Origin of the sequence: Alkalicoccobacillus plakortidis (genome assembly GCF_023703085.1) — a bacterium.
Lineage (GTDB): Bacteria > Bacillota > Bacilli > Bacillales > Bacillaceae_D > Alkalicoccobacillus > Alkalicoccobacillus plakortidis.
The window spans coordinates 602,653-628,528 of record NZ_JAMQJY010000001.1 but is presented as its reverse complement, the minus strand read 5'-3'; the positions used below and the strand labels follow the sequence as shown (position 1 = coordinate 628,528).

The 25,876-nt window shown below is 39.1% G+C and carries 18 protein-coding genes and 7 pseudogenes; 18 read left to right on the top strand and 7 right to left on the bottom strand.

What is annotated here, in order from left to right; all coding sequences use genetic code 11:
• Positions 1–254 precede the first annotated feature (254 nt).
• From ytvA to NDM98_RS03445, 3 genes and pseudogenes are all read left to right on the top strand, one after another.
• Entirely contained in the window at positions 255–1,031 is a 777-nt protein-coding gene (ytvA, locus tag NDM98_RS03455) for a YtvA family blue-light photoreceptor (protein ID WP_251604641.1), read from the top strand.
• Positions 1,032–1,069: 38 nt separating this feature from the next.
• Positions 1,070–1,586: pseudogene (locus NDM98_RS03450) on the top strand (GNAT family N-acetyltransferase).
• A gap of 10 nt (positions 1,587–1,596) precedes the next feature.
• Positions 1,597–2,471: pseudogene (locus NDM98_RS03445) on the top strand (PhzF family phenazine biosynthesis protein).
• Positions 2,472–2,548: 77 nt separating this feature from the next.
• Here the strand turns inward: NDM98_RS03445 and NDM98_RS03440 are convergent.
• Complete coding sequence (locus NDM98_RS03440) at positions 2,549–3,322, bottom strand: AraC family transcriptional regulator (RefSeq protein ID WP_251604638.1); 774 nt, start codon at positions 3,320–3,322, stop codon at positions 2,549–2,551.
• A 275-nt stretch (positions 3,323–3,597) separates the two neighbouring features.
• Between NDM98_RS03440 and NDM98_RS03435 the strand changes: the two genes are divergently transcribed.
• The 4 genes from NDM98_RS03435 (at position 3,598) to NDM98_RS03420 (ending at position 8,033) form a co-directional block, all read left to right on the top strand.
• On the top strand, positions 3,598–4,896 hold the full coding sequence (locus tag NDM98_RS03435; RefSeq protein WP_251604636.1) for an alpha-glucosidase/alpha-galactosidase: 1,299 nt from the start codon (positions 3,598–3,600) through the stop codon (positions 4,894–4,896).
• Positions 4,897–4,926: 30 nt separating this feature from the next.
• Positions 4,927–6,204 carry an ABC transporter substrate-binding protein gene (locus NDM98_RS03430; protein WP_251604635.1) on the top strand — a complete coding sequence of 426 codons (1,278 nt, stop codon included), beginning with the start codon at positions 4,927–4,929 and terminating at the stop codon, positions 6,202–6,204.
• A 73-nt stretch (positions 6,205–6,277) separates the two neighbouring features.
• Positions 6,278–7,159: a carbohydrate ABC transporter permease gene (locus NDM98_RS03425; protein WP_251604634.1), complete on the top strand. Its 882-nt coding sequence runs from the start codon at positions 6,278–6,280 to the stop codon at positions 7,157–7,159.
• Entirely contained in the window at positions 7,140–8,033 is an 894-nt protein-coding gene (locus NDM98_RS03420) for a carbohydrate ABC transporter permease (protein WP_251604633.1), read from the top strand. The genes NDM98_RS03425 and NDM98_RS03420 overlap by 20 nt, the downstream gene beginning before the upstream one ends.
• A gap of 633 nt (positions 8,034–8,666) precedes the next feature.
• Here the strand turns inward: NDM98_RS03420 and lexA are convergent.
• Positions 8,667–9,296, bottom strand: coding sequence for a transcriptional repressor LexA (gene lexA / locus NDM98_RS03415; protein WP_251604632.1), 630 nt, complete (start codon positions 9,294–9,296; stop codon positions 8,667–8,669).
• A 151-nt stretch (positions 9,297–9,447) separates the two neighbouring features.
• Between lexA and NDM98_RS03410 the strand changes: the two genes are divergently transcribed.
• The 8 genes and pseudogenes from NDM98_RS03410 (at position 9,448) to NDM98_RS03375 (ending at position 17,316) form a co-directional block, all read left to right on the top strand.
• A complete protein-coding gene (locus NDM98_RS03410; protein ID WP_251604631.1) occupies positions 9,448–9,708 on the top strand; it encodes a hypothetical protein in 261 nt (86 codons plus the stop codon).
• A pseudogene (locus NDM98_RS03405) lies at positions 9,689–10,367 on the top strand (YneB family resolvase-like protein). Before NDM98_RS03410 ends, NDM98_RS03405 begins: the two are co-directional and overlap by 20 nt.
• A 77-nt stretch (positions 10,368–10,444) precedes the next feature.
• Positions 10,445–10,684: a DUF896 domain-containing protein gene (locus NDM98_RS03400; RefSeq protein WP_251608908.1), complete on the top strand. Its 240-nt coding sequence runs from the start codon at positions 10,445–10,447 to the stop codon at positions 10,682–10,684.
• 130 nt (positions 10,685–10,814) lie between these two features.
• Positions 10,815–12,809 (top strand): annotated as a pseudogene (tkt, locus tag NDM98_RS03395) (transketolase).
• 140 nt (positions 12,810–12,949) lie between these two features.
• Positions 12,950–13,408: a sporulation inhibitor of replication protein SirA gene (gene sirA, locus NDM98_RS03390; RefSeq protein WP_251604630.1), complete on the top strand. Its 459-nt coding sequence runs from the start codon at positions 12,950–12,952 to the stop codon at positions 13,406–13,408.
• Between the two features lie 102 nt (positions 13,409–13,510).
• Positions 13,511–13,726 (top strand): YneF family protein, encoded by a 216-nt coding sequence (locus NDM98_RS03385; RefSeq protein ID WP_088105199.1) that lies wholly within the window; start codon positions 13,511–13,513, stop codon positions 13,724–13,726.
• 54 nt (positions 13,727–13,780) lie between these two features.
• Positions 13,781–15,537: pseudogene (locus NDM98_RS03380) on the top strand (ABC transporter transmembrane domain-containing protein).
• Positions 15,534–17,316, top strand: a pseudogene (locus NDM98_RS03375) (ABC transporter ATP-binding protein). Before NDM98_RS03380 ends, NDM98_RS03375 begins: the two co-directional pseudogenes overlap by 4 nt.
• A gap of 22 nt (positions 17,317–17,338) precedes the next feature.
• On the opposite strand, the gene NDM98_RS03370 reads toward NDM98_RS03375, so the two are convergent.
• The 3 genes from NDM98_RS03370 to NDM98_RS03360 all read right to left on the bottom strand — a co-directional run bounded on the left by NDM98_RS03370 (position 17,339) and on the right by NDM98_RS03360 (position 18,497).
• Positions 17,339–17,506: an aspartyl-phosphate phosphatase Spo0E family protein gene (locus NDM98_RS03370; RefSeq protein ID WP_251604629.1), complete on the bottom strand. Its 168-nt coding sequence runs from the start codon at positions 17,504–17,506 to the stop codon at positions 17,339–17,341.
• 113 nt (positions 17,507–17,619) lie between these two features.
• Positions 17,620–18,054 (bottom strand): DUF2621 domain-containing protein, encoded by a 435-nt coding sequence (locus tag NDM98_RS03365; RefSeq protein WP_251604627.1) that lies wholly within the window; start codon positions 18,052–18,054, stop codon positions 17,620–17,622.
• 83 nt (positions 18,055–18,137) lie between these two features.
• Positions 18,138–18,497: a GNAT family N-acetyltransferase gene (locus NDM98_RS03360; protein WP_307728627.1), complete on the bottom strand. Its 360-nt coding sequence runs from the start codon at positions 18,495–18,497 to the stop codon at positions 18,138–18,140.
• Between the two features lie 56 nt (positions 18,498–18,553).
• On the opposite strand from NDM98_RS03360, the gene ykzS reads away from it, so the two are divergent.
• On the top strand, positions 18,554–18,745 hold the full coding sequence (ykzS, locus tag NDM98_RS03355) for a protein YkzS (RefSeq protein ID WP_251604625.1): 192 nt from the start codon (positions 18,554–18,556) through the stop codon (positions 18,743–18,745).
• Between the two features lie 434 nt (positions 18,746–19,179).
• On the opposite strand, the gene NDM98_RS03350 is transcribed toward ykzS, so the two are convergent.
• Both NDM98_RS03350 and NDM98_RS03345 read right to left on the bottom strand, forming a co-directional pair.
• Positions 19,180–19,269: a YjcZ family sporulation protein gene (locus NDM98_RS03350; RefSeq protein WP_251604623.1), complete on the bottom strand. Its 90-nt coding sequence runs from the start codon at positions 19,267–19,269 to the stop codon at positions 19,180–19,182.
• Between the two features lie 88 nt (positions 19,270–19,357).
• Positions 19,358–19,495: a small acid-soluble spore protein P gene (locus NDM98_RS03345; RefSeq protein ID WP_251604621.1), complete on the bottom strand. Its 138-nt coding sequence runs from the start codon at positions 19,493–19,495 to the stop codon at positions 19,358–19,360.
• Positions 19,496–19,693: 198 nt separating this feature from the next.
• Between NDM98_RS03345 and acnA the strand changes: the two are divergent.
• Positions 19,694–22,406: pseudogene (gene acnA, locus NDM98_RS03340) on the top strand (aconitate hydratase AcnA).
• A 168-nt stretch (positions 22,407–22,574) separates the two neighbouring features.
• Positions 22,575–25,868, top strand: a complete 3,294-nt coding sequence (locus tag NDM98_RS03335; protein ID WP_251604619.1) for an efflux RND transporter permease subunit — start codon at positions 22,575–22,577, stop codon at positions 25,866–25,868.
• Positions 25,869–25,876: the final 8 nt, after the last annotated feature.

The following is a 25,876-nucleotide window of genomic DNA, read 5'->3' as shown; positions in this document are numbered from 1 at the left end:
TCCGTCTTGGTAACCCTCTAAAGTTCTGACTGGAGCGCCAATCGGTCTTGCTAACCCCCGAAGTTTCTGACTTAACAGTCAATCCATCTTCCTAAACTACATAAATCTCTTCCTAAACTACATAAATCTCTTGATGTAATTTTATTCTATTTAAGTGCCCTCTATCAAACCACTGGAAAGGACCACCATTCTCATTCAAATCGTATTTTGGTATGATAACATGGTAACTCAATACATGTCGTCGGAGGGTTTACATGGAAAGGATCTTTGCAAATCAGAAGCTTTTGATTAAGGCACTAAATCATACACGAGCAGGTATCATTATTACAGATCCAAACCAAGAAGATAATCCAATCATTTATGCGAATCAAGGTTTTTTTGAGATGACGGGTTATGAGCCAAAAGAAATTATCGGCCATAATTGCCGCTTTTTACAGGGTGAGAATACTGATGCTGATGAAGTAGCTAAACTTAGAAATGCGATAAAAAAACAGCAGTCAGTGACTGTGGAATTATTAAACTATAAAAAAGACGGTACACCATTTTGGAACAATTTATCAGTTGATTGTTTACATATGGATGATGAAGACAAATCATATTTTATTGGCGTGCAAAAAGATGTGTCTTATAGAAGAGAGGTGGAAGAAAGTTATGAGCGGTCTCTTTTAGAAATTAAGTCACTCGCTTGTCCAATTGTTCCGCTAGTAAAAGACATAGCTGTTTTGCCATTAATCGGCGAGATGAATGAAGAGCGTTTTAGTCGTATTTTTGATATTTCTACAACCCAAGTAGTAAAACTGAAAATGACTACACTTATTGTTGATTTGTCGGGCTTAACAACTTTTAATGACTTGGTTTTAAGAGATTTAATTAAATTAAGAGACGTACTTAAGTTACTAGGCACTGAACTCATTATAAGTGGTGTATCTGCTAAAATTGCCGCAAAAGCGATCGCATTGGATGGCATGTTGGCTAGTGATATTCGAACAGCAAATTCAGTTAAATCAGTTTTAGCAGAGTTAATGGATTAAACAACGTATGTCACCTATTTATAAAGGAGTGTAAATGAATGATTAGATCTGCAGAGGAAAAAGATATACAGGCGATTTTAGAGATTTATAACGAGGCTATTTTACACACTACTGCCGTTTATCATTATTCGGCTTATACATTTGAGATGATGAAGCAGTGGTATGATGATAAGAAAACGGCAGGATTCCCGGTTTTAGTATTTGAGGGCGAAGAGGATGGAATCATTTATGGCTTTGCGACCTTTGGTTCCTTCAGGCCACATGCTGCTTATCAATACACAGTTGAACATTCGATTTATGTACATAGTGACTATCGTAAAAAAGGCATTGGCAGTAAGTTGTTAAGTGATCTAATCGACGTTGCCAAAAAAGAAGGGTACGCGACATTAGTTGCAGGAATTGATGCAGTAAACACTAATAGCATTGCTGTACATACTCGTTTTGGTTTCACACATGCTGGCACAATTAAGAAGGCAGGATATAAATTTGATAAATGGCTTGGATTTGGCGTTTTATCAGTTAGAATTGCCAGGACCAATTCATTCTAAGGAATAGGTGGTCTTATATGAAATCGATACGCGTGTTGCATTGGGATGTTTTTAGTATGGAAGTAAACAAAGGTAATCCTGCTGGAGTGGTGCTTGATACTGATTCTTTAACGGATGAGGATATGCAGCACATTGCACAACAAGTCGGATTTAATGAGACATCTTTTGTCGTCGATTCAAAAACTGCAGATTTTGGGATTCGTTATTTTACACCAGGTCATGAGATGAATGTATGTGGACACGCAACAATGGCTGTTTGTTTTGCTTTACAGGATAAGGGGCTGCTTCCAAAGACAGATACTTTTACAATCGAAACAAAAGCAGGGATCTTGCCTATACAGATGGGTGAGCATTTATGTCGAATGCAACATGCAAGACCTGAATTTCATCCATTTAACGGGGATAAACACTTGCTTATGAGAGCCATTGGATTAACAGAAGAGGACATCGATGAACGTTTTCCGATTGTTTACGGAAGCACGGGAATTTGGACATTATTACTTCCAATTAAGTCACTTGACGCATTTTTACGGATGCAACCGCAACAGAACCAGTTTCCAGATGTACTAGAGGATATGCCACGTGTGTCCATTCATCCATTTTGCTTGGAAAGCATTGACCGAAACGCACAGATGCATGCTAGGCATTTTTCCTCCCGTATTCTGGCACCATTGAAGATGCTGTAACGGGAACTGCTTCAGGGGTAATGGGTGCTTATTACGCAACGTATATAAAACCTGGCGATGAGCCTTATGAGTTAATGGTGGAACAAGGACAGGAGATCGGCAAAAACGGTCGTGTACACGTACATGTGACTAGGAAAGAAGCCGGGCTATCCATTGCCATTAGCGGAACAGCTCAATACGTGAAGGATTTAAAGATCTCTATATAAAATTAGACAGAAAAAGCCTCGGGATCCATTCCAAAGAGGCTTTTTATGGCTGAGCTGACTTTCCAATCACCGAGTTCCTATCGATTATTCGTCCTATACGTGCCAACCGACATGCCCATTGCTTTTCGAAAGGCTTTATTAAAATAATTCGCATTGGCATAACCGATCTCAACTGCAATATCCTTAATTGGTTTATTTGTATACGTTAACATTCGGCATGCATGCTGTATCCGTAGTTGATTGAGATGCTGGATAGGAGTAGTTTGCGCATGTTGTTTAAATAGTCTAAGTAGGGCATAGCGTGATAAATGGACACTTTCTGCAATATCTTCTAGTGAAATTGGTTGATGGTAGTTCTCTTCGATAAAACGTATCGCCTGCCTAAAGCTGTGAGGTTCTGTTTCTGGTTCACGATAACATAAAAAATGCTTCATGCAAGCAAGTAGAAACTGATAACCATGTAAAGAAGCCTGGAACGGATCCTCTAAGCGATCAGACATCGTTTCCTCAATCGTTGAAAACAACAGCTTAATGATCGGTTCGTTTCGACCAATTGAAGTAACCGGTCCTTTTACCGACACAATATTTCTCCAAATTTTCTCGGCTTCATGCCCCCCTAATGTTAAAAAGACAAATTCCCACGGCTCTTCATTACTCGGAACGTAATATCGGTGATCACTTGGCACAGACACAAAAAAGGCATCGCCTGCTTGCAGACGGTACTGTTTCCCACCATACTCAAGACAACCTACTCCTGACAATGTATATTGAAAAATTAAAAATCCATGATCGTGCTTTCTGGTGAGACCATGGTAATCATAGGTAGTCTCAGAACGAGTTTCCCAAGCCAACGTTTGTTAGCAACACTGATGGTAAGTGGTTTAATTGATTAAAATCAAATTCGTACATTTGATTCATGAGCAGGTCCTTCTTATTTAGCATAAACCTAACCTCCATTAAAACAATTTATAATGAGAAAATGGAATGCAGTTGCAACTAATTTACCCTACATACAGATTTAATTACCGTATATAAGAAAGCGTTTTCATTGTATGATGATTTTATAGCTAGTATAGCAATAATTTGTTTTTCTTAACAGAACGAAATGATGATGGAGGTATAATTAATGTCTAAAATTACGTTTATTGGGGCAGGTAGTACTGTATTTGTAAAAAATGTTCTTGGTGATTGTATGTTAGTACCAGCTCTACAGGGATTTGAATTTGCTTTGTATGATATTGATGAGAAACGAATGAGTGAATCACAAAACTTATTAACACAGTTGGCAGAGGCACTTGATGCAGATGTTACGATTCGCTCGTATCAAGATCGCAAGCAAGCGTTACAAGGTGCCAAATATGTATTCAATGCTATTCAAGTAGGTGGCTACAAACCAAGTACGGTGATTGATTTTGAGATTCCAAAGAAATATGGATTACGTCAGACTATTGCAGACACCGTTGGAATAGGTGGAATTTTTCGCTCGTTGAGAACGATACCAGTCATGTTAGATTTTGCGAGAGATATTGAGGATGTTGCACCTGATGCGTTGTTTATGAATTATACCAATCCAATGGCCACTCTTATGGGAGCCTTGCAACAGCATTCCGGCGTAAAGTCTGTAGGACTATGTCACAGTGTTCAAGCGTGCACAAAAGAGCTATTTAAAAATCTAGGAATGGACCATTCTCGGATCGAGGAAAAAATAGCAGGCATTAACCATATGGCATGGTTGCTCGAGGTCAAACAAGATGGAGTAGATCTCTATCCTGAAATCAAAAGAAAAGCATTAGAAAAGCAACAGGAGCGCCATCACGATATGGTTCGTTTTAAATTAATGGAGCACTTTGGTTATTATGTAACCGAATCATCTGAACACAACGCAGAGTATCATCCATACTTTATCAAGTCAAACTATCCTGAGTTGATTGAGCAATTAAATATCCCACTTGATGAATATCCGCGACGTTGTGAAGAACAAATCGCAAATTGGGAAAAGGTTCAAAAAACACTCACATCAGAAGGTGTTACACATACACGTTCAAAGGAATATGGTTCACAGATTATCGAAGCGATTGAAACTAATCAAGTATTTAAATTCGGTGGGAACGTACTTAATACTGGAAACCTAATCACTAATCTACCAACAAAAGCAACGGTAGAAGTTCCTTGTATTGCAGATCGTAGTGGTATCACTCCGACCTTTGTTGGCGAGTTGCCACTTCAACTTGCTGGTTTAAACCATACAAATATTCACTCGCAGCTCCTAACCATTGAAGCTGCAGTCACAAAAAAACGAGATTACATTTACCAAGCCGCCTTACTTGATCCACATACAAAAGCGGAGTTATCTATTGATGATATTGTTTCGATGTGTGATGAACTAATAGAGGCTCATGGGGACTACTTACCAAAGTACCAATGATGGACAAAATAAATTTTGGGGGAGTACATCATGAAAAAAAGGTCTGGTGTGTTAGTGCTAGGAGGAATGGCAGTTGGTTTAATCGCCCTGAGTGCATGCTCAAGCTCAGGGTCATCGGGTGATGGCAAGGTAGAATTAACCTTCTCTGCATGGGGCAACCCTGCAGAGTTAAAGGTTTATCAACGTGCTGTAGATGCATTTAATGAACAAAGTGATACCGTCGAGGTGGACCTGACAGGAATCCCGAATGACAATTATTTTCAAACGCTAACCACGAGGCTTCAAGGTGGGCAGGCGCCAGATTTATTTTATGTAGGGGCAGAGGATATTTCTACTTTGATTTCAAATGGAACGATCGAGCCGTTAAATGACTTTTTAAACTCTGACGCGTCTCATGTAAAAGCAGATGAGTTTGCCGACGGGTTATGGGGGGCGTCACAAAAAGATGATCAAATCTATGGACTGCCTGTTGATTGTAATCCATTTTTGATGTATTACAACAAAGGTATGTTTGAAGAAGCGGGGATCAAGTCGCCTCAAGAGTATTTTGATGAAGGTAACTGGAATTGGGAAGCGATGGAAGAGGTAACTTCCGAACTACGTGATGCCGGAAAATATGGCTTTGTACAAGAGGGCGGGCACGGAAATATCATTAATTGGGTATGGGCAAACGGTGGATTATTTGAAGAGGATAACCAGATCGTTGCTGATGAGAACGATTTGACACTTGAAGCGTTTGAATTTGTAGAGCGAATGGTTAGTGAGAAAAACTTTATCTTCGCCGGCACACTACCTGAAGGTCAAGGAATGGACGCGATGTTTATGTCCAACCAAGTAGGAATGGTAGCAGCTGGACGATGGTTAACTCCTATGTTTTTAGAAACAAGCATTGATTTTGATTATATTCCATGGCCAACAAACACAGATGAAGAAATACCTAGCGTTAATATTGCAACCGCTTACATGAGCGCGAATGCCAAAGGGGATCATGTAGAAGAAGCCAAAGAATTTGTCTCATTCTACACCTCTCAATTAGGACAGGAAACGAGATTAGATGGTGAAGGGAATGCCGTCCCATCCGTTGAAGGCATTGATGAAGTTGTTGTGAATCAAGATAAACCAGAGCATGGTTCATACTTGTTAGACGCACGACAGACCGGGCGAGTAGTTGGCTATGAATTTACCGCGCCTGGATTAAACAAAGAACTTGAAGACATTTATGAAGTGATGTTACTTGGGGATCTAACTCCAGAAGAAGCAATTGATAAGGCTGCTGATGTTGCTAGAGAAATGCTTGAAGAATCATAAAAAAGCACGGAGGAGTCAGCGTGATTGCTCTGGCTCCTTTTACAAATGATCATGTTAATAGGAGGAACCACTGATGAATGATTCTAAGCGAAAATGGTGGGGGTATTTTTTTATTGCCCCACAACTAATAGGCATGCTGGCCTTTTCGATTCTTCCTTTGGGATTTGCTTTTGGACTAAGTTTTATGAAGTGGGACGGCTTTGGTGAGCGTGAATTTGTCGGTTTAGCTAACTACATTGGTCAGTTCCGAGATGATAATTTTATCACCGCTCTTGTAAACACTGCTTACTATTCTGTATTAGTGATCCCACTTGGTATTGCTCTAGCTCTGTTAGTTGCATTAGCCTTAAACAAAGTCAAAGGAAAAACCGTCTATCGAGTCTTTTTCTTTATGCCTGTTGTTACGAGCTCCGTCTCCATTGGGGTAATCTGGATGTGGTTATTAAATGGTGACATTGGACTTATTAATCAGCTTTTAGCGATGATAGGTATTGATGGACCAAACTGGTTAACAAACCGTAGTCTAGTCCTTCCCTCGATCGCAGGATTAAGTATTTGGTGGGGTCTTGGGACCAATATGGTTATATTTTTGGCCGGGCTTCAAGGCATCTCTAGAAGTTATTATGAAGCGGCAGACATCGATGGAGCAACATCCATCCAAAAATTTCTGCATATTACTTTTCCACTACTATCACCAACAACTTTTTTTGTCGCCATTATGTCCGTTATTGGTTCGTTTCAAGTATTTGATCAGGCATACGTCATGACACAAGGTGGGCCAGGTAAAGCAAGTTATACCCTTGTGTATCACATTTATGAAACTGCATTTGGTCGTTCTGCCTTTGGACCAAGTACAGCTTCCGCTATGGTCCTGTTTGTGATCATCTTAATTTTTACGCTAATCCAATTCTCAGTTTCAAGAAGGTGGGTGCATTATGAAGATGGAGGAAAGTAGGACACCACTACGTCAAAAACAGCCAGGAAAGCTAAAACCAGCGACTGGATCTCAGTTAAGACCATCAAAAATTGCCCTACACTTTGCGCTCATATTGGGTTCACTTATCATGGCTGGCCCTTTTATTTGGATGGCATTAAGCAGCTTAAAATCATTTGAACAGATATTTGCCGTACCTCCAGTGTGGATTCCAGATCCATTTATGTGGAGTAATATTACGGATTCACTAAATGCGATGCCATTTGGTCGCGCATATTTTAATAGCTTCTATATCTCATTTGTTGTTGTATTTAGTCAATTACTCACTTGCTCGATGGCAGCCTATGCCTTTGCAAAAATTAAGTTCCCAGGCTCACGATTTCTCTTTATCGCCTTTTTGGCAACAATGATGGTGCCGATGCAAGTGACGTTAATTCCTTTGTATATTATTATGGACAGTATTAACTGGGTAAACAGTCATTTATCGATCCTTGTACCAAACGCACTGTTTAATGCATTTGGTGTTTTTCTTCTAAGACAATTTATCATGGGTATCCCAAAAGAAATGGAAGAAGCAGCGGTAATGGATGGAGCAAACCCACTATATATTTATTGGAAAATCATTTTGCCATTAGTTCGCCCGGCACTAGCTGCGTTCGGTATCTTTTCATTTATCGGAATTTGGAATAACTTTATCCAACCACTCGTCTTTTTGAGTGATCAAAACCTTTATACGGTGCCACTATTACTCGCAACATTTAAAGGCTTATACGTAACCGACTGGCCATTAATGATGGCTGGAGCAACAATCTCCGTCATTCCTGTTCTAGTCATCTACATTTTTGCCCAACGCCAAATCATTGAAGGAATCGCCTTAACCGGAGTAAAAGGATAGAAGCTACCCCCAGTGTATATACGCTGGGGATTTGACTGTGGTTTCGGGGAAAGTGGAGCGATGGAGTACCGATTGAAACGATAGAAGACCAAAGTGAAACGATGGAGTACCGATTGAAACGATAGAAGACTAAATTGAAACGATGGAGCACCAATTGAAACGATAGAAGACCAAATTGAAACGATGGAGCACCGATTGAAACGATAGAAGGCAAAAGTGAAACGATAGAGCACCATATGAAAAGATGCCCCCGAGCAAATCAATAGAGTAGCACTAAAGACAGATAAAAAGTCGATATATATGTTTTATCTCAACTCTCAACCATTTCTCCGCGTTTCTATGAAAAATGAAAAATTCTTTACACATTCCTGTTACAGTCTGCATCCCTTTGTATCCTATTAGAATCCTTTTCAATTCCAAGGACTTAGCAACTGCAGGTGGATTTGCCCCAGGTAGTCAAGGTACTATAGAAAACACTTGTTGTATATATGGAACGCCAACCGAATAACATTACTCTCATTCATTAAATTTCACGTACCGTAAATTGAGCAGATACATGAATTAGTCTCTAGAAATGAGTAAACATAAAAACACCTCAAACATCTAATGTTTGAGGTGTCTCACTGTCAACTTTTAATGAATGGTACGGAATACACCAATGACTTTTCCAAGGATCGTCACAGAAGATAAGATAATTGGATCCATTGAAGCATTCTCTGGTTGGAGCCTAATACGATCTTTTTCTTTAAAAAAGCGTTTTACTGTTGCTTCGTTGTCCTCGGTCATCGCAACAATGATGTCACCGTTGTTTGCTGTTTGTTGTTGACGAACAATGACCATATCACCGTCGTAGATGCCAGCCTCAATCATACTTTCCCCTTCAATTACTAACACATATGTATTCTCATCAGCCGACATATGTTCAGGAAGAGGTAAGTAGTCTTCTATATTCTCGACTGCTGTAATAGGAAGACCGGCTGTTACTTTACCGATAATTGGTGCATAGCTTGCTTGTCGTTTTGGGGATTCGTTTTCTGCTAGCATATCTTCAAGGTCTAATACTTCAATTGCTCTAGGTTTAGTGGGATCTCGACGAATGTAGCCCTTTTTTTCAAGTCTTGATAAATGCCCATGTACCGTAGAGCTAGATGCTAACCCAACAGCTTCTCCAATTTCACGAACGGATGGCGGATAGCCTTTTTTTCGGACTTCTACTTTTATAAAACCAAGAATCTCTTCCTGACGTCTTGAAAGCTTTGTCATACCAGTACACTCCTCTTACGTTTCCTTTATAGATAAATCGTACCATACGAACATATGTAACGCAAACATAAGTTCTAAATTAAATGTTGACACAAACGGATGTTCCCTTTAATATAAAAGGCGAACAAACATTCTATAAGAGGTGAGCGTTATGAGTAAGAAATGGACAGGACAGGAATTCTTTTTACTTGGAGCAGCCGTATGTACGTTATGTCTTATGTATTTGACAATTTTACTTCCAGGTTCATTTGGTGATGATCAGTTTGTGGATGGCATAGAAGATCAGAAACAAGAGCAAGAACAGTTTGTAGATTCTGAATATGATAATGGTCAAATCAATGGAACAAGCAATCAAGATTATGCGTATAAATTTAACAGTGGAGAACGAACTAATGGTGCAGACAACGAATAGAGTAATCATTTACAGCAGGGTAAGCACGGAGAAAGAAGAACAACAAACATCGCTTGAAAGACAGCATCAAGAGTTATCATTAATGGTTGAAGAAAAGGGCTTGGACTCTCGTTAAGTCAATAAAGGAAAAAGCAAGTGGGTATGAAATAGATCGAGAAGAACTATTAACGATTCTCGATTTAGCAAAAGAGAAGGCGTTTGATTGCCTTGTGATTCAAGATGAAACACGACTAGCAAGAGGACATGCCAGAATGGCTCTTCTTTATCAGCTAAAGAAATATGGTATACAGGTTTATACATTGCAAGATAAGGACCGCATGCAACTATCTGAAGCTGATGAAATGGTTTTAAGTATCGTCTCAATTGTTGAGGAATATCAAAGGAAGCTTCATAATCTTAAAATAAGAAGAGGAATGAGACGTGCGATGGCTGAAGGCTATCATCCTGAGCAAAATTTCTCCAGTTTAGGTGGTGGAGGAAGAGACCGTCTAGATGTCCCACTTCAGGAGATTATCCGTCTGCGGGAACGTGGCTTAGCTTTTTATGATATTTCTGCAACATTAAAAGGGCTTGGGTATAACTTATCAAAAGCGACCGTTCATAGAAGATATCAGGAATATATGAAGAATCAAAAGCGCGAACTAGATGAGAAGAATTAGGCATTGAATTTGCCGGTTGCGATTAGTCATGGTAACATACCACTCATAAGATATGTTCAGGAAAGTGAGTGTTTATGATGCTTCATCAAGATAAATTAAACAGGATTAATCAACTAGCTAAAAAGGCGAAGGAGAGTGGCTTAACACTTTCAGAAGCAAAAGAACAAAAAGAATTACGTGCGGAATATCTAAAAGGGTTTAGAAATTCATTTAAAAACCAGTTACATTCTGTCACGGTTGTTGATGAAGAAGGCACGGATGTGACCCCTGAGGCACTTAAGGAAAGTAAAAAACGTAATAACGGGAATACTCATTAAGGACTAGCTTTTAGACTAGTTCTTTTTTTTGTTATTATTGATAGTTGTCTGACCTTGTGAAATTGATGTAGATTGTATATGATGAGGGAGAAAAAAGAAAATAATGATCTACGGGAGGATGAACATACATATGTCTACAAATGCTGAAAATATTGCAATAAATACGATTCGCACATTGTCTATTGATAGTGTTGAGAAAGCCAATTCGGGTCACCCAGGAATGCCGATGGGAGCTGCACCAATGGCTTTTGCTTTATGGACAAAATTTATGAATCATAATCCTGGTAATCCAGAGTGGAGTAACAGAGACCGTTTTGTCTTGTCTGCTGGCCACGGCTCGATGCTTTTATATAGCCTCTTGCACCTTACAGGTTATGATTTAGGCTTAAAGGATCTTCAACAGTTCAGACAGCTAGGAAGTCGCACACCTGGACATCCTGAGTATGGTCATACACCAGGCGTAGAAGCAACAACTGGCCCACTTGGACAAGGTGTTGCAATGGCAGTTGGTATGGCAATGGCTGAAAGACATCTTGCAGCTACTTATAACAAATCAAATTTCCCAGTTGTCGACCATTTCACTTATAGTATTTGTGGTGATGGTGACTTAATGGAAGGGATTTCGGCTGAAGCTGCTTCACTTGCAGGTCATCTGAAGTTAGGCCGTTTAATTGTGCTGTATGATTCTAATGATATTTCATTAGATGGAGATCTACATCATTCTTTCTCAGAGAGTGTAGAAGATCGTTACAAAGCATACGGCTTGCAAGTGATTCGTGTGGAAGATGGAAATGATGTGACAGAGATTTCTGAAGCCATTGAATCGGCTAAGGCTGATGATCGTCCAACTTTAATTGAAGTGAAAACGACAATTGGTTTTGGTTCACCAAATAAATCAGGAAAATCTGCTTCTCATGGTTCACCACTGGGTGCCGATGAAGTGAAATTAACAAAAGAAGCATATAAATGGGACTACGAAGGCGATTTTTATATTCCTAGCGAAGCGGCTGAATTGTTTGCTCGTGTGGTTGAAGAAGGCGCTGATAAAGAAAAAGAATGGAATCAATTATTTGAAAGCTACAAGGCTGAGTTCCCAGAGCTTGCTAAAGAGTATGAACTAGCGATCGCTGGAAAACTACCTGAAGGCTTGGGACAAAGATGCACCCGTTCATGAAGTGGGTACAAGTGTGGCAAGTCGTGCATCTGCGGGACAAGCATTAAATGCATTTGCTAAAAACGTACCACAATTATTTGGTGGTTCTGCTGACTTAGCTGTTCTAACAACACAACGTTAAAAGGCCAAGATAACTTCAGTCGTGACCAGTACGATGGTCGTAACATTTGGTTTGGTGTACGTGAGTTTGCAATGGGAGCAGCACTTAATGGAATGGCGTTACATGGCGGATTAAAAGTATTTGGAGGAACATTCTTTGTTTTCTCTGACTACCTACGTCCGGCTATCCGATTAGCTGCATTAATGGGACTTCCTGTTACGTATGTGTTCACTCATGACAGTATCGCGGTTGGAGAAGATGGTCCAACACACGAACCGGTTGAGCAACTGGCTGCACTACGAGCAATGCCGAATCTTTCTATTATTCGTCCGGCTGATGGAAATGAAGCAACAGCTGCATGGAAATTAGCATTAGAATCAACAGATCAGCCGACAGCACTTGTATTAAGCCGCCAAAACCTTCCGACTCTTGAAGGAACAGCTGAAAATGCGTACGAAGGAACAAAAAAAGGTGCGTACGTGATTGATGAAGCAAATGGAGAAGCACATCTTCTACTTCTTGCTTCTGGTTCAGAAGTTGCACTAGCTGTTGAGGCGAAAAAAGAACTAGAAAAAGAAGGTATTCTTGCAAATGTCGTAAGTATGCCGAGCTTGGATCGTTTTGAAGCACAATCAAAAGAATACAAAAACAGCGTCATTCCGAAAAATATTAAAGCTCGTTTAGGAATTGAAGTTGGCTCCTCATTAGGATGGGACCGTTATGTTGGAGATGAAGGACAAATTCTTGCGATTGACCGCTTTGGCGCATCTGGTAAAGGCTCTGAAATTCTAGCTGAGTATGGATTTACAGTTGAAAATGTTGTGGCACGAGCTAAATCGTTGCTTCAATAAGAATTTGTATGGAGGTAGTCAATTGACTGCCTCTTTTTTGTTTTAGACAAGTCTCGACGAAATGTTCGACACTAACAAACAGCCTTTTTAAGCGGAAGCATGTATACTAAGCACAAATTCCGTAATACAGGAGGGTAAGGATGAGAAGCTATCAATTATATTTGCTAGATGAGGCGATTGTGAATCGTTATTACGGGCAAGAAATTAAGCTTTTTAATTTATTTTGTGAACGATTTCAGGCTGATCATACGCTAAAACCCTTACTGACTAAACAGGTTGAGTATATTACTAAACCTTTGCCAACAAAGGAATTACTGAAAATTTTATCAAAAGAAGACCATTATTTAAGCAGTGAACAAGTAAATGTATCTACGTATCGAATGGAGCATAGTCCATCCGGTAGTTGGGTTGATGTGAAACTTCGAGATCACCATCTGCTCTTGATGGCTTTTGGGAAAATGGAAATTGAGACAAGACTCTTTGAGCGACTAAAGGAATTAAATACGTATTTTTTTGCGGTAAACGTTGGACAACGACGTTTTGGCTGGCTTGGACCGATAAAAAAAGTACAGGCTTTCCAAAACAGTCATTCAATTTGAAAAGCTGTCCTTTTAAAGAGCCTCATTATGCGATATAATAGATGAGTATGTTCGGATTCGTTCCGAACGTTTGATCTAGTTTGAAGGAGGACGTTCACCGAGATGTGGATTCATATTATTGGTTATACTGTAGCCGTACTTGCGGGATTGGCTATCGGATTCTTTATTGCACGTAAAACAATGATGTCTTACTTGAAAAAGAACCCGCCTATTAACGAGCAAATGTTACGAGTGATGATGATGCAAATGGGACAAAACCCATCCCAGAAAAAGATTAATCAAATGATGAAAGCGATGCAGAAGCAGCAAACTAAATAAATGATGCAAGCACCTCTATATGGGGTGTTTTCTGCTTTGAAGGGGAGAATGTGTATGAGAGTTTACCGGGATTTGTGGTGGTTTTTTAAAGAAGAGAAAAAAGCTTATATTATTGGCATAATAGTCTTAGTTCTAGTATCAATACTGGTGCTAGTGCCACCGTATGTGATTGGTCGAGTAGTTGATGGAATTTATGACTCTACTTTAACGAGCGATTCACTCACAGGTTGGATTCTTTTACTTATTGGGGTTGGAGTTATTACATATGGATTACGTTATGTTTGGAGAATTATGATTTTTGGAGCGTCGATCCAGCTGGCTAGAACTATACGTAATCAGTTGTATCAACACTTTACAAAGATGTCTAGTCGATTTTATCAGAGGCTTCGAACAGGAGATTTGATGGCTCATGGAACCAATGATGTTCGTGCTGTTCAGATGACAGCAGGTCAAGGGGTTCTTACAATTGTTGACTCCCTTACAATGGGAGGCTTTGTTGTGTTGACGATGGCGATAGTCATTGATTGGAAACTGACATTAATTACGTTAGCACCGATGCCACTTATGGCGATATTAACAAATTATTATGGTGGATTATTACATAAGCGTTTTCATGTTGCACAAGGGTCATTTTCAGAATTAAATGATAATGTTCAAAGTGTAATCAGTGGGGTCCGAGTAACAAAAGCCTTTGGTCAAGAAGAGGCAGAGACAGAGGAATTCAGATTAAAATCATTGGATGTTGTGAAAAAAATATGAAGGTTGCTCGTATTGATGCGTTATTTTCACCAACGATTTCACTAATTGTAGGAATATGTTATTTTCTTGCCGTTGCATTTGGTGCTAGGTTTGTTATTAATGGAGAGCTAACGATTGGTGAACTAACAAGTTTCACTGTGTACCTATCACTGTTAATTTGGCCAATGCTTGCACTTGGTATGTTTTTTAATACGGTGGAGCGTGGGCGGGCTTCTTATGATCGTATTCAAAAGCTTCTAGCTGAAGACGATGAAATTTTGGATTTTCCAGATTCAGTTGATAAAAAAGCAACAGGAACAATTTCAGTCAATATTCATACATTCCAATATCCAGGTTCTGCGTCAATTGCTCTAAAGGGAATTGACCTGAATATCTATGAAGGAAAAACATTAGGTATTGTCGGAAAAACAGGAAGTGGAAAAACAACGATGCTTCGATTGTTGCAGAGGGAATACGACCTTGCAGATGGCCGCATAACAATTGGAGATACGTCAATTGAGAAGCTAAAGATTACTCGTTTAAAAGAAATGTATGGCATTGTTCCACAGGAGCACTTTTTGTTTTCGGCAAGCATTGCTGAAAATGTCGCATTTGCTGTACCAAATGCGACAAGAGAACAAATTGTAGATGCTTGTAAACTGGCAGGCATTCACCGAGACATTAGTACATTTAAAGAAGGCTATGACACATTAGTAGGGGAGCGCGGGGTTACCTTATCTGGTGGGCAAAAGCAACGTATTTCCATTGCTCGGGCTCTATTGGTTGATCCCGAAGTACTTATAATGGATGACTCTTTATCAGCAGTAGATGCAGCGACAGAAGAGCATATTTTGAGTCAGCTGAGAGAACATCGACAAAATCAAACCAATATTATAACAGCACACCGACTCAGCGCGATTTATCATGCTGATACGATTATCGTATTAAGTGCTGGTGAAATCGTTGAATGTGGGAATCATCAAGAGCTGATGCAAGCAAAAGGTTGGTATAGCAGAATGTATACTCAGCAGCAGCTTGAGAATTTGGTTGAGAAAGGTGGGGCTAATGAGTGAAACATGAGGATCGTGTTCTAACAGGTAAAGACCAAAAACAAATTTTATTTCGATTGTTACGTTATATTAAACCACATCGATTCAAAATTACCATTGCTCTTTTGTTATTAGGATTGGCAACTGGTGCTGAGCTCCTTGGACCGATTTTAGTGAAAATTTTTATTGATGACTACCTTGCACCTGGACAATTTCCAACATCTCCACTTGTTTGGCTTGCAATATCCTACATTGTCTTACACTTTGGGGCTGTGATTATTTCTTATATTCAAGGTTATATGTTTCAAGAGATCGCATTAAAAATCATTCAAACCTTACGTATGGACGTATTTAAAAATGTACAAAAACTAGGCTTATCTTTTTTTGATAGGACGCCAGGGTGGATTGATTTCTCGAATAACAAACGATACTGAGTCTATTAAAGAGCTCTATATGAGTGTTCTTGCTGTGTTTGTTCAAAACTTTTTATTTCTAATTGGAACATTTGTTGCGATGTTTTATTTAAATGCGACACTTGCCCTTTATTGTCTGATCTTTTTACCTTTAATCCTCTTATTAATGAGAGTGTATAGATCGATGAGTGCAAAATTTTATGCGAATCTCAGTGGTAGACTTAGTCAATTAAATGGAAAGATGAATGAGTCGATTCAAGGCATGACTATTGTGCAAATGTTTCGTCAGGAGAAACGACTACGAAAAGAATTTGCAGAGGTTAATGATTCACATATGTCTGCTGGATTAAAAGCAATGAAGGTAGATGGATTGTTGCTTCGACCAATGGTAGATATTCTGGCAATTCTTGCACTCGTTATTGTGCTTGGATTTTTCGGTGTTCAATCGTTACAAACAACAATTGAAATTGGTGTTTTATATGCGTTTGTAAATTACTTGGACCGTTTCTTTGAGCCGGTTAATCAAATTATGATGCGTCTTTCGATGTACCAGCAAGCGATAGTATCTGCTGGTCGAGTATTCTCCTTGATGGATCATAACGAATATGCACCAACCAAAAAAGGCGAGAGCAATATACCGATTTCGGAAGGAAGTATTGAATTTAGAAATGTCACGTTTTCATATGATCAAAAATCCAATATCTTAAAGAATATTTCCTTTAAAGTGAACAAGGGAGAGACTTTGGCACTTGTTGGACATAGTGGTAGTGGAAAAAGTTCCATTGTTAATTTGTTAATGAGGTTTTATGAGTTGGAGGAGGGTGACATTTTGATTGATGGTGAGTCAATTTCTAACCGCTCTAATGAAGAGCTCCGTTCAAAATTAGGCTTAGTACTCCAGGACTCGTTTTTATATAGTGGAACCATCGAAACGAATATCACATTAAACCGTCCAACAGTGTCACAAAGTGCGGCAATAGAGGCATGCACACTTGTTGGTGCAGATACATTTATTAAAGAGTTACCTAATCAATGGCAAACAGGTGTAACGGAGAGAGGGACAACTCTATCAAGTGGGCAAAAGCAATTACTATCTTTTGCGAGAACGATGGCACATAATCCGAGTATTCTAGTACTAGACGAAGCAACCGCAAGCATCGACACGGAAACTGAAGAAATAATTCAAACAGCGTTAAAACGGATGCAGGCAAACCGGACAACCATTGCCATTGCCCATCGCTTGTCAACGATTAAAGAAGCCGATCATATTCTTGTCCTCCATCAAGGGGAGGTTGTAGAGCGTGGAAATCATGAGGAATTATTAACACTTGGCGGTCTGTACAAAAATATGTACGAGCTACAAAAAGGGAAAGAGGCTATACCGAACTAGTTAAAAACGCACCCTACAGCAGTTAACTGTAAGAGGTGCGTTTTATCTCTTTGTCATATTGGTTAAGAAGCAAGTCTAAGTCTTGGCTGATTTTTAATACATGTGATGAACTTAGGTCATTTGATTGAGACGCCTTAAGAAGTTGCAGGCGTTTGTTTTCAATGACTTCATATAAGGTACTTTTCAACATATAAGACGTCCCTTCTATACTAAACTACGTTTAAGAGTACTAATATTTTATCAAATTGACAATGTACAAATTAAGAATAAACGATGTGAAAATGTCCAGATATAAGGATAAATCTATGAAGTTGCTTCAAATAAATGTTTGTAGGGTGTCACATCGATTTGTTTTTTTTGCAACGTTTTAATAAGAAATTTATGATCGCGTTTGGGTGTTGCTAGAATATATCCACGGATGATATGAGGCTCTGTAATACTAGAAGCATCTTCTTTTAATGCAATTTCGCTAATCTTTCCTGCAATTTTTCCTTTTGCGATATCTCTAAATATTTCGGGAACAGGTTCAACAAGTTCATTTAATAATTTCTTTTGAGGCTCGTCCCAGAGTGGAAGAGCTCGTTCAATATAATAGTCCTGCCAGTCAAGAATGGATTTTCCATCTTCTTTTGGAAGACGTTTTAAAAACTTACGAAACATAAAAAACCCACCGATAAACATAATTGTGATAAGAAATATAGTCCAGAGAACAATAAACCAGATAAACCAATCTGACATGTACAGGTCACCCTTTCTGTATTATTTTAATCAATTACCCAACTTAATGGCTACGTCGTATAAAAAAAGCATTGTTCGCCAATTCAAATCCTACCTTTGGATAGTAGTCCATTGCTGCTTGGAGCTGATAAAAGAATAAGGCTACACTGCTCGCCTATTTCATTTTTCGTTCGTTCAATTAAAGCGCTCCCAATGCCTGCAGACTGATAGTTTTTTGAAACAGCTAAATCTGATAGATAACAGCAGTAACAAAAGTCAGTTAATGATCGTGCGATTCCAACTAGTTGTTCACCATCTCGAACGGAGATCACTAACTGAGCGGCTTGAAGCATTTTTTCAATTCTATCTAAATCATCAACCGGTCTAATAATTCCAGATGATTTGAAAACATCTGCCACTTCTTCTGCTGTAACAGGAGCATTTACATGATAGGTTAGTTGCATGATTACACATCCTCTACTAATATATTCTTAGAATAACATAGAAATAGGTGAAGACAATGACGAATGAGCAGGCGCAATCCATTCTTGAAGAATTACGAACTGGTGCAAAAAGCAACATTGCGATTGATAAAGCGGATTTTCTGGTATTTAGGCAGTCTTTAATGGCTGCAGAAGATGTGCTGAATTTTCGTGGCACAGCGAGACACCATGGAATAACAATTTATACGTATGAACCAAATTGGTCATAACATAAAGAAATGAAACGGATAATCTTTAGAGAAGTACTAAACTAAATCCAGGACTTTAGAGATTGGGACATAATCATACAGATGTTATGAAAAGACGAACAATTTCAATCAATAGTACAAGCTATAACTTTAATTTACTTATCCTTAAGTAACTCAATCCCATTTCAAATGAGCAAAAATTAGCGTAGGACATACACGTAGACTTCTGTGGGAGTAGAGGTCACCGGCCTCCCACGCGGGTGCGGAGTGTATGTCCGGAGCGGAGGCCCCACTCTCATATTTTTAATGGTCAAAAACCGTCAAAAACCCGAACCATGATAGTTCGGGTTTTTAGATAACTAAAAGAGTTCTGTCTCAGCCTCTTTTGTTTGTTATAGCTAAAACAATTCTGTGCCAGCAATTCTTTTTAAATGCAGCTGACAATTGTTTTATAATTAATAAAGCCAGCTAGCGCCAACGATTACAAGAAGAATAAAAAGCACAACGATTAACGCGAAACCATTTCCTTTTTCGTATCCACCCATATAAAGCACCTCCTTGTTATTCGGATTGGTACATTATATGCGGCGTGATTTGAAGAGACATTCTATCTGCCTAGGTGGATTACAAAAGTTATCCTTCTCCGTTTGTCTGACTGACGTGATTCGCTTTTTTAACCTTTTTAGATCCACTTAATGGCTCAGGTTGCCCACCATTTTTCGCTTTACCAGCATTACTTCTAATGTCTTTTGCATTATGACGTTCTGTCATGTTTTTTCCTCCTAATGTTTAAATGTTTAATGTCTTCATTTTAGTATTTGCACGAAAAATAGTTTCTAATCTGCCCTTTTTTTGCTATTCTATTTAGGGGGAGCGAATCAATACATATTTAAGCGCTTTCTAATAAGGTCTCACATTTAGACAATGATGTTGATCTAAGGTAAGATAGGTTGAGAAGGAGGGTCTAACATGTCAAAAAGCAACGATGTATTTAATGCACGTTCTTCCTTTCAGAGCGGGGGAGAAACATATCACTATTATGCACTTGAAGCTCTAGAGAAGGCAGGCTTAGGCCAAATTAGCAAGCTGCCATTTTCAGTAAGAGTACTTCTTGAATCAGTACTTCGTCAGTATGACGATTATGTGATCAAAAAAGAGCATGTTGAAAATCTAGCGCAGTGGGGAACTTCTGGCCAACAGGAAATTGATGTTCCTTTTAAACCAACGCGCGTTATTCTTCAGGACTTTACAGGAGTACCAGCGGTTGTAGATCTAGCTGCACTTAGACAAGCTATGGCTAAGATGGGTGGAGATCCAACTGAAATTAATCCTGAAATCCCTGTAGATTTGGTTATTGACCATTCCGTACAAGTAGATAAGTTTGGTACAAGTGATTCTTTAGCCTTTAATATGAACTTGGAATTTGAACGTAATGAAGAGCGTTATGAATTTTTAAATTGGGCTAAAAAAGCATTTGATAATTATCAAGCGGTTCCACCTGCAACAGGTATTGTTCACCAGGTGAACTTAGAGTATCTGGCTAATGTAGTACAAGCTGTGAAACAAGGTGAAGATACAGTAGCCTTCCCGGACACCCTTGTAGGGACAGATTCTCATACGACTATGATTAATGGTATTGGTGTACTTGGTTGGGGTGTTGGAGGAATCGAAGCTGAAGCAGGAATGCTTGGACAGCCTTCATATTTCCCAGTGCCAGAAGTAGTTGGTGTGAAGTTTGTTGGTAATTTAGCAAGCGGTACCACAGCAACTGATGTTGCGCTTAAAGTAACTCAAGTGCTTCGTGAGAAAAAAGTAGTTGGAAAGTTTGTTGAGTTCTTTGGACCTGGACTTTCAGAAATGCCATTGGCCGATCGAGCAACTATTTCGAACATGGCTCCTGAATATGGTGCAACTTGTGGATTCTTCCCGGTAGATACAGAAGCTCTTGATTACATGAGATTAACCGGTCGAGAAGAGAAGCAAATTCAACTTGTTGAAGACTATAACAAAGCAAACGAACTATTTTATGTGCCTGGTGAAACACCAGATCCAACGTACACAAGTATTGTTGAAATTGATCTATCTGAAATTGAGGCTAATCTTTCTGGACCAAAACGTCCTCAAGATTTGATTCCATTGACAGATATGCAATCACAATTTAAAAAAGCTGTAGTTGCTCCATCTGGTACACAAGGACTTGGTCTTGATAAGAAGGAATTTGATAAAGTTGTTGACGTTGAGTACAAGGATGGTCGTACAACTAGCATGAAAACTGGTTCAATTGCTATTGCAGCGATCACAAGTTGCACGAATACATCTAACCCTTATGTAATGCTTGGTGCAGGACTTGTTGCTAAAAAAGCAGTAGAACTTGGATTAACTGTTCCAGAGTATGTGAAAACATCACTGGCACCAGGTTCAAAAGTGGTAACAGGATATTTAGCTAAAGCTGGTTTACAATCTTATATGGACACATTAGGGTTTAATAATGTTGGTTACGGCTGTACGACTTGTATTGGGAACTCAGGCCCACTTGAGCTTGAGGTAGAAGAAGCTATTTCCAAAAATGATTTAACGGTTACATCAGTATTATCTGGTAACCGCAACTTTGAAGGTCGTATCCATCCATTAGTAAAAGCAAACTATCTTGCTTCACCTCCTCTAGTTGTTGCTTATGCAATAGCGGGTACGGTTGATGTAGATCTGAAAAATGATCCACTTGGTAAAGATAAAGATGGAAACGATGTATTCTTCAAAGATATCTGGCCTTCAACTGATGAAGTGAAAAAAGTTGTTGCAGAAACGGTTACACCTGAGCTATTTAAAGAACAATATGCGGATGTATTTACTGCTAACGAGCGTTGGAATGAAATCGAAACAACAGATGATTCTTTATACAAATGGGATGAGGATTCTACTTATATCGCGGACCCTCCTTATTTTGAAGGATTAACTCAGGAGCCTAAAGAGATTGAATCTCTATCTGATCTGCGAGTGATTTGTAAGTTCGGAGATTCTGTTACAACGGATCATATTTCTCCAACCGGAGCTATTGGTAAAACAACTCCAAGCCGGTAAATATCTGATCGACAAGGGTGTAGAGCCTCGTAACTTTAACTCATATGGTTCTCGTCGTGGTCACCATGAAGTGATGATGCGTGGTACATTTGCGAACATTCGAATTCGTAATGAAGTAGCACCGGGTACAGAAGGTGGTTTCACTACCTACTGGCCAACTGAAGAAGTTATGCCTATCTATGATGCGGCAATGAAATACAAGGAAACTGAAACAAGCCTTGCTATTCTTGCTGGTAAGGATTATGGAATGGGAAGTTCTAGAGACTGGGCAGCAAAAGGTACAAATCTTCTTGGAATCAAAACAGTAATCGCAGAAAGCTACGAGCGTATTCACCGTAGTAACCTAGTTCTAATGGGTGTGCTTCCATTACAATTTAAAGATGGAGATACAGCTGAATCATTAGGATTAACAGGTAAAGAAGCGATTAGTGTTGATATCACAAATGACGTGAAGCCTCGTCAACACGTTACAGTTACAGCTACAGACGAGTCTGGTAACGTAACAACATTTGAAGCGCTTGTTCGCTTTGATAGTGACGTGGATGTCGATTACTACCGCCATGGTGGAATTCTTCCAATGGTCCTACGTAGTAAACTTGCTTAATAAGGACAATAGAAACAGCCTGTTTTTAACAGGCTGTTTTTTGTTCATATAATTGACACGATAGAAAAGGTTTCTTGTTTGAAAAAGAGGGAATATAATGACAGAATCAGTGTGTTCTTTACTACATACATATAAAAATGACAATAGGAAGATGGAGGAGCAGCATACATGATCAATTTTTCAATTAAAAGGCCAGTTTTTACGATAGTGGGGATGATATTATTTATTATTATCGGTATTGTTTCCATATCACGGCTGCCTCTACAGCTTTTTCCGGAGATTAATCCCCCAGTTGCTGCTGTCATAACAAGTTATAGTGATGTGAATCCGAACGAAATAGAAGATACTGTTACTATTCCATTAGAACAGCAATTAGCTACAACTTCTGGATTGAAAAATATGACTTCTAATTCAACGGAAGGCACATCAATGATTATTCTTGAATTCGACTGGTCCACGAACATTGATGATGTGGAATTAGACATTATTAACACAATCAGAGGTGCTAACTTACCAAGTGACGCGAATGAACCAAGCTTTGTTAAGTTTGATCCGTCTATGATGCCAATGATTCAAATGGCTGTTACGTCAAACGATGATTTAATTGATTTCCAAGATCAAGTAAAAGATCTTGAAGATGAATTATTGAAAGTTCCAGGAGTAGCCAGTGTTGGTGAAAGTGGGAGTTTGACAGAAGAGATTCAGGTAGAGCTAATCCAATCTGAACTAGAAGAGGCTGGATTAAGTCAAAGTGATATTGTTTCAACGATTCAAGCCAGTGACATCTCTTTGCCTGGGGGAACAGTTATCCGTGATGATTTGAGTTTAACGACTCGAGTCATTAGTGAATTAAATAATGTTGAAGACTTAGAGAATGTAGTGGTAGGCAGTTCAATTACTGATGCTGAAATCACGTTAAATGATGTGGCTAATGTAAGTGTTGAGCTCGAGGATCAGCAGGTGATCACTCGTTCGAATCAGCAAGAAGCGATTCAGCTTAGCATTATGCCCGAATCCGGTGCGAATACCGTTCAAATATCAAATGCGGTGAATGATCGCATAGATGAACTCTTACTTGAATCATCCTATGAGGATTTAGATACAGCGGTTCTATACGATGAAGGGGAATTTATTTCAGCTTCTATTGATAGTGTGACAAGTGCACTGATATTTGGTGGGCTACTCGCAATGGTTGTTTTACTTTTTTTCCTTAGAAATTTGAAAACACCATTCATAGTAGGAATAGCTATTCCATTTTCAGTGATAGTGACGTTTGGTTTTATGTTTTTTGCCGATATAGGGTTGAATATTATGAGCCTTGGTGGATTAGCTTTAGGTATTGGAATGCTTGTCGATAATGCCATTGTTGTGATTGAGAATATATACAGGCATTTATCAATGAAAAAAGAACCTAAGCAAGCCGCATTTGATGGCACAAAAGAAGTAAGTGGAGCAATCATTGCATCAACATTAACAACAATCTCTGTTTTCTTACCAATTGTATTTATCAGTGGCATTGTAGGTGATTTATTTAAAGAGCTTGCTTACACTGTTTCATTCAGTTTATTAGCTTCTTTGCTAGTGGCGATGACGGTCGTACCTATGCTTGCAAGTCGATTACTTAAAATGCCGAATGAATCATCAGAAGAAAAGAGACGTAAGTCACCAATGATGAGCTGGCTTAGAGGGTCAACAATTTGGGTACTTAAGCACCGAATTGCTGTATTATTTATGACCTTTTTACTATTACTAGTTGGGATAGTTGGCTTAACAACAGTTGGTACTGAACTGATTCCAGACAGCGACCAAGGCAGCTTTACTATTGAAGTTGAAATGGAGCCGGGAACGAGTTTAGAGCGTACCCAAGAGGCGGTTGAATCGATTGAATCGGTGTTAGATGATTACCGTGAGATCGAGAATTATGTAAGTTCGGCGGGTTCAGGTGACAATCAAGCGATGGGTGGCAATCAATCAAGCTATACGGCTGATATTACAGTATCTCTGGTTGATCAAGATGATCGAACTCAAAGTTCGGCTGAATTTGTGGAATCGATTGAGCGTGAATTAGAGCGTGCAGATTCTGATGCAGAAATCCGTGCCTTTACTTCTTCAGCTGCTTTTGGTGGGGAAGCTAACACGCTACAGTTTACGATAACCGATAGCGATCAAACAAGGTTATATGAGCAGGCAGAAGAGTTACAAGACGAATTGGATTCAGAGCAAAATGTGAGAGATATCGCATTAAGTATTGAAGAACAAGTACCTGAAATTGTGATTGAGGTTGATGAGGAAGCAGCTAGAGAGAATCTAGTGACTCCTGGTGAAATTGCCCAACAGGTCAATACATCTACTCGCGGTGAAACCGCAACGGTCATCGAAGAAAATAATCAGTTTCTAGACGTTATTGTTCAGCTTGAGTCGGAAGCGACTGAAACAATTTCTGAATTAGAGGATTTAACCATTCGAAATTCAGAGGGTGAATATATTGTATTAAGTGATGTGGCAGATATCCAAGAAGGAGAAAGTCCTGCAGCAATTCAAAGAATGAATCAAGAGGGTGCCGTTGAATTTACGATAACATATGCACAATCCTCAAATTTAAGTGATATTACGAACACGGTGAGTACGATTGTTGATGATCTAGAACTGGATGACACCACAACGTTTACATATGGTGGTGAACAGGAAATTCTAGATGATTCGATCAATAGCATGATTTTAGCGATTGTATTAGCAGCTGTCTTCATTTATTTAATTATGGCTGCCCAATTCGAGTCGTTCAAACTACCATTTATTATCATGTTTACTGTTCCACTTGTTGTCATTGGATTGTCGATTGCATTAGTGGTTACACAAACAGCTATTGGGATCACCGCATTTATTGGACTCATTATCCTTCTAGGTATTGTTGTCAATAACGGAATCGTGATGCTTGATTTTGTTAATCAACAAAAAGCAAAAGGCATGTCAACTTATGACGCATTGGTTGAATCTGTTCAACTCAGAACACGTCCAATTATCATGACATCAGCCACCACCATTCTTGGAATGGTACCTCTTGCTTTGGCGATTGGAGAAGGTTCAGAGCTTCAGCAGCCAATGGCAATCGCGATTATCGGTGGACTAATTAGTGGAACCATATTAACACTGTTTGTTATACCGGTGATGTATAGTTTATTCGATCGTGAAACAAGAGGTAAACGCAGGTACGTAACGGTTGAAGGTGATTATTATGAGGTGTCAGACTCTACGCATTTAATGCAAAGTCAAGAAGATCAAAAAGAGTCAATCCAACTTCAAGATCCTACAACTGAAAATGAACCATCCACTTCCGAAGAGGCAAAGGATAATGAAGAGTCCATTAAAAAGAAATCGAAAGAGGATTCCTCTCTTTCACAGGACGAAATCTTAGATGCACTTGAAGATTTATTAAGGAATAGACGAAAGGATAAAGACGAATAAGATGATCA